The 5,768-nt window shown below is 45.1% G+C and carries 3 protein-coding genes; 1 reads left to right on the top strand and 2 read right to left on the bottom strand.

Features of this window, described 5'->3' with window-relative positions:
- Positions 1-123 precede the first annotated feature (123 nt).
- Complete coding sequence (locus FFM73_RS11885) at positions 124-1,902, bottom strand: ABC transporter ATP-binding protein (RefSeq protein ID WP_137631886.1); 1,779 nt, start codon at positions 1,900-1,902, stop codon at positions 124-126.
- Between the two features lie 177 nt (positions 1,903-2,079).
- Positions 2,080-3,012, bottom strand: coding sequence for a LysR family transcriptional regulator (locus FFM73_RS11880; RefSeq protein WP_137631885.1), 933 nt, complete (start codon positions 3,010-3,012; stop codon positions 2,080-2,082).
- A 205-nt stretch (positions 3,013-3,217) separates the two neighbouring features.
- Here FFM73_RS11880 and FFM73_RS11875 point away from each other — a divergent pair, with 205 nt between their 5' ends.
- Complete coding sequence (locus FFM73_RS11875; RefSeq protein ID WP_137631884.1) at positions 3,218-5,608, top strand: NAD(P)H-dependent oxidoreductase; 2,391 nt, start codon at positions 3,218-3,220, stop codon at positions 5,606-5,608.
- The last annotated feature ends 160 nt before the right edge of the window (positions 5,609-5,768 follow it).

Below are 5,768 nucleotides of genomic sequence, written 5' to 3'. Positions count from 1 at the left end.
TTTGCCCAACGCGTTCGCGACCTTTTGTCCCATCCTCAATGTATCAAAAAAGGAGCCAAAATACCGTCGCATTTTGACTCCCTTATCTTAGTATATTTCAGCTACATAAAAGTGAACAGCCAACTATTCAAACTGCGCATCATACAGCTTCTTATAAGCCCCATCAGCCTTTAACAAGCTCTCATGGGTGCCTTTCTCAACCACCTGTCCATTTTCCAGCACGATGATCTGATCGGCATCGTGAATCGTGGACAGACGGTGGGCAATTACCAAGGAAGTCCGGGATTCCAGCAGGTTGTTCAACGCGCGCTGAATCGCTTTTTCAGATTGATTATCCAGACTAGCGGTGGCTTCATCTAAAATGATGATCGGCGCGTTTTTCAGCAGGGCTCGAGCGATTGACAGCCGCTGTTTTTGACCGCCGGAGAGCTTGACGCCTCGTTCACCAACCTGCGTATCTAATTGATCAGGCAGGCCTTGAATGAAGGTTTCAAGATCGGCGAGTTTGGCGACTTGCCAGACTTCGTCGTCGGTAGCGGTGGGCCGACCATACAGAATGTTATTACGAATACTGCCGTCGATAATGAAAATATCTTGGGAGACGATGGCGATATTTTGACGTAACGAGGCGATATCGATGGCCTGAATGGGAAGACCATCAAAGGTGATGCTGCCAGATTCTAGATCGTAGAACCGGTCGATCAGACGGGTAATGGTGGTTTTACCGGAACCAGACCGGCCCACCAGCGCGGTAGTCTTGCCATAGGGAATCGTAAAACTAACATCTTTCAGCGTGGCATCATGACTATCAGTATGTTTCGCTGCAGCGTAATTGAAGTTGATGTGGTCCAGAACAATACCTTGAGAAAATTGCGGAAATGGTTTCGGGTCAGCCGCGTTTAACACCTGTGGCTTCTCTTGTAGGATCGATTGGATCCGCCCGTAAGAAACTAGCGACTGCTGCAGTTGATTAAGCAGCCGGGTAAAGGCCTGAATTGGAGATTGCACCATGGCCACGTAGCTTAAATAAGCGACCAGCGCCCCAACTGTGAGCTGACCTTTGATAATAAAGTAAGCGCCTAAAGCCAGCACAATGGCGATTCCTAGCGTATTGATCCCGTCAATTAAGGGTGAGAAGATCGCCTGGTTACGACCAGCCGAGATCATGTCTTTACGGTTAGTGTCCGCGAAATGATCGAACCGACTAGCTTCAGTATCTTCGCTGTTGAAACTTTTGATGAGGTCGATTTGCGTTAGCGTCTGCTGCATTTGATTGGACATCCGCGCCTGAGAACGACGGGCGTTCATGAAGGCTGTCCGAATACGCACCCGAAAGACGCGGTAGACGATAAACATCAGTGGGAAGGTTAGACTGACCGCTAACGCCATTTGCCAGTTGATGTAGAAGATCAAGGCTAAAACACCAATGAACGTGAATAGGTTGCCCACCATGTTGAGCATATTAGCAGAAATTAAACTTTGCAGGTTATTGATGTCACTGGTGAGCCGGGTCATGAGATCCCCGGTCTTGCTGGATTCGAAAAACGTGGTATCCAGTTTCAATAGGTATTCATATAGTTGGTTTCGTAGGTCAGTGATGGCATTTTGACTCATGATGGTCATGTAGTAGGTGGAAATGTAGTTGAATACCCCCAGCACGACCGCCGTCAGCAGCAGGATGGCAATAGCTGCAATCAGCCACTGAAAGTTACGCTGCGGGATTACTTTATCGATAATGAACTGTTCGATCTGCGGCATGACGAACTGCAGCAGCGTGATCACCGTTAAGGCCAAGATGTTTAGGACCAGTAACCAGCGTTTCTTGAGCACTTTGCTGAACACAAAGCGAAACATTTCCAATAGTGACCCATCTGTTTGAGTTTTCTCAGTCTTGTTTGACATGTTACTCACCCCCGTTAGTGATAATTAATTCGTCCGTTAATGTAGCACAGCCAGACTGGTACTTGCAACCAAAAGGGTTTGGAACTCAAAAGGTGACTTTCCTAAATTGCCGGAAGTCACCTTTTGAGCTTAGTAGCACCAATTTAATTCGCTGATGTAGCGCAATCGAGTAGACCGTCAACTATGTCTTTCATGAATGGTTTGAAATTGTCTTTGCGCGAGTTCGATAAATCCTTGTGCTTGACGGGAGCAGGGATGCTGTGTCGGAAAGGCAATTGAAACGTCACATTGAAATACGGTTGGTAAAAGGTCGACTGTGTATATGTTTTGTTTAATCAATGGTGACAGCGCCGAAGTTGGGATGATGGTAGCGCCTAACCCACCAATTGCCAGCTGAGCAGCGGTATTAATATTAGCTGTTCTCAACACGATATTTGGGGTGATATGGTACTTTGTCAGGTAGCTATTAATGAATCGCTGGAAGCCGCTAGTATCCGTTTCGGTGATAAAATCACGTCCATTTACAAGCGGACTAATATCAGCAATGGCATTGGCCGGCAGTTTTTGAGAGGTTATCAAAGATTGCGGTAATAACAGTGTGCCATTATCGGTATAGAGTCGTTTGTAACTTAGCTGGGAATTGTACGCCGGTGTGATACCAAGATATAAATCTAGTTCTTGGTTGATGACCGCATTTTCCATCTCAGCTGAGGTATTTTCAATTAAGCGAATCTCAATTTGTGGGAAACGTTGATGAAAGGACGGAAGTAGGGGCGGTAAAATGATTTGAGCAAGTGAGGGGTTCACGCCAATAGTTAACCGACCAACTTGGTTATTAGCAAATTGCTGTATTCCATGGCTCATAGCTTGATAAAACTGAACCAGTTGTTTGATCTGCGCTAGGTAGTATTCGCCAGCGTAGGTCAGTTTGAGTGGATGTTGTGTACGGTCGATCAAGTTCACGCCATATTGACGTTCTTGGTTCCGAATCAGTTTACTAACGGTGGGTTGAGTCATAAATAATCGATCAGCAACCGTGGAAATATTACCGTATTTAGTAACCGCTTCCAACAACTGTATCATTTGCCTCTCACGAGTAAGAACTTTCATAGCAGAACCTTCTTTAATCGGGTATTTGAAATTAGTATGCCATTTTTGGCATACTTTTTCAACTAATGTTCTATTTCACAAGCTGTATTGATGGACGGATAATAAAAGTGAATTAAGGGATGCTCATATTAAGTCATTCAGTTAAATGTAACGGGTAATCCCCTTATGTCAATTAACAGCGTTTAAATCAAGGAGGTTCTTTCTAATGCAATTTGTTGCTCTGGTCGGAACTAATGCCAACCAGTCTTATAATCGTGAATTACTCGCCTATATGCAACGTCATTTTAATCAAAAAGCGACGATCACCATCTATGATATTGCTAATATTCCGTTGTTTCGTGAGGGTACCGGAATCCCTGCCAACGTGCAACAATTAGCTGATGCCATTACAGCGGCAGATGGGGTTATTTTTGCGACGCCAGAATACGATCATTCAATTCCGGCAGCGCTGAAAAGTGTTGTCGAATGGCTGTCGTGTGAAATCCATCCACTGCGAAAAAAGCCAGTCATGATCGTGGGAGCATCCTTGGGAATTCAAGGGACCTCTAGAGCACAACAAAACCTCCGTCAAGTTCTGGATTCACCAGGAGTGGATGCCATCGTCATGCCTGGAGACGAGTTTATGTTGAGCTTTGCAACTGAAGCTTTTGATGAACGTGGCAACTTAAAAGATGTCGGAACGATTCAATTCTTGGAGAGTTGTTTTAAAGATTATGTTCAATTTTGTACCAAAGTTAACGGAAAGGAGTCAACACAGATGAAAACGAGTCAGAAACAGCCCGTTCAGTGGGCCAGTGCGTACGATGTGATCGTATTAGGGTTTGGGGCAGCCGGGGCAACGGCTGCTCGGTTTGCTGCAGATAATGGGGCAAAGGTCTTGTTAGCTGATGCAGCACCGGATGGCCACGAAGGCGGTAATACCCGTTACGCGGGACAAGTCGTTTTAACGGGCCATGATTACAATAAAACTAAAGCTTACCTTAAACAGTTGTTTGGCAGTATCGACATCAACGAAGAGATTTTAGATACTTATGCTAAAGGAATTAGTAATATACCAGCTTACTTCAAGAAGTACTTGGAAATTGAAGAACCAGTCAGCTACAACAAGGTCCATCGTGATCCGAATTTTGAGGCGTTTGCTAACGGCTTATCACCAGAATATCCAGAATTTGAAGGTTCAGATGCAATTGATCTCACAACTGTCCATGATGGCTACTTTGACGCGTCACTTTGGAAAACGTTACGCGCACAGGTCACAAAACGGCCAAAACAAATTGATATCTGGTTGTCTTCACCTGCTAAGCACCTAATTCAAAATGCGACTACTGGAATCATCGAAGGGGTTCAAATCGAGCGTAATGGCCAACGAGTCAACGTTCAAGCTCGTAACGGTGTCGTGATGGCAATGGGCGGTTTTGAAAACAATTCGGAAGACATTCAAAACTTTATTGGCGTCCCTAAGCTAAAGGTAATTGGCACCCTGTATAATAAAGGGGACGGCATTACCATGGCTCAGGAAGTCGGCGCTAAGCTTTGGCATATGAAGAGCTTCGAAGGCTATGGCTTTAACACGAGCTTTACCTTTGAAAATCCGACTGAACAAAGAGGTAAGTTTATTTTAGGTGCTTGGCCAGAATTGTCACATGGCAGTATTTTTATCGCTGCTGATGATGGTAGTCGTTACGTTCGTGAAGATGAAAACGGTCGACATGGACACGCCTATGACCATGGGAGTTGGCATAATCCAACGGTGTACAACCATCCCCACTTGATTTTTGATCAAGCACAGTATGACAAAATTAAGGCTCAAGGAGAATTACCCTATTCAGACTTTTTCAAGATTACGGTAAAAGCTTCGAGTCTTGACGAACTAGCGGTGAAGATCAACGCAGATGCAACAACGTTGAAACAGACGGTGAGTCAGTTTAACCAGTTTGCAGAAGCGAAAACCGACTTTGCATTGGGACGTGCAGGGGATTCAATGACGGCCCTTGGTAACGGTCCATTTTATGCTACCCCATTGGCCACCGCGATGCTTAACACGCAGGGCGGTGCCCAACGAAACGCCAAGGCAGAAGTCTTGGATGCTGTTGGACAACCGATTCCACATTTGTACAGTGCTGGTGAATTCGGTGGTATTAATGCTAACCAGTATAACGGTGGTGGTAATTTGGCAGAATGCTTGATTTTTGGCAAGATCGCGGGTGAAAATGCCGCAGCAGCCAAGACAGATTCACTGGTCGTCACGGCGGAAACAACGGCAGTAGCTGACCTAGGAGGCAACGATTTAGCCAGTGAAAATACATTAAGCCAGTTTGAAGTTGGTCCTGATCAGTACTTAGGCGTTTCTGAAGCTGGCATTGGTGGCCAAGTGGTTGTTCGAGTGACTTATTCAGACGGGACTCTGAGCAACGTCGAAGTGCTTAAGGAATCTGAGAGTGAAGATGTTGGTCAAAGAGCGATGACTGAATTGCCTCAAACGATGGTTGCTGCTAATACGTATGATGTTGACAGTATCTCTGGTGCGTCGTCATCCAGCCGAGCTTTGAAGAGCGCTGTAAAGAACGCTATTTCAAAGGTTAAGCAATCGGTTTAATGATCATTTAAAAAATAGTCCTCAACATAAGAAAGCCCTCATGGCTAAAGCAAAAATGCTTGGGTCTAAGCTTTTTAGTGTTGATTAAGTTCAACACTGAGAAACTTAGGCCTGTTTTTTTGCAAAAAAAGGACACCTAGTCTCCCAGGCGTTATACTTT

Source organism: Secundilactobacillus hailunensis (assembly GCF_005405185.1).
In the GTDB taxonomy this organism is placed as follows: domain Bacteria; phylum Bacillota; class Bacilli; order Lactobacillales; family Lactobacillaceae; genus Secundilactobacillus; species Secundilactobacillus hailunensis.
This window is presented reverse-complemented; position numbering and strand designations above follow the sequence as displayed.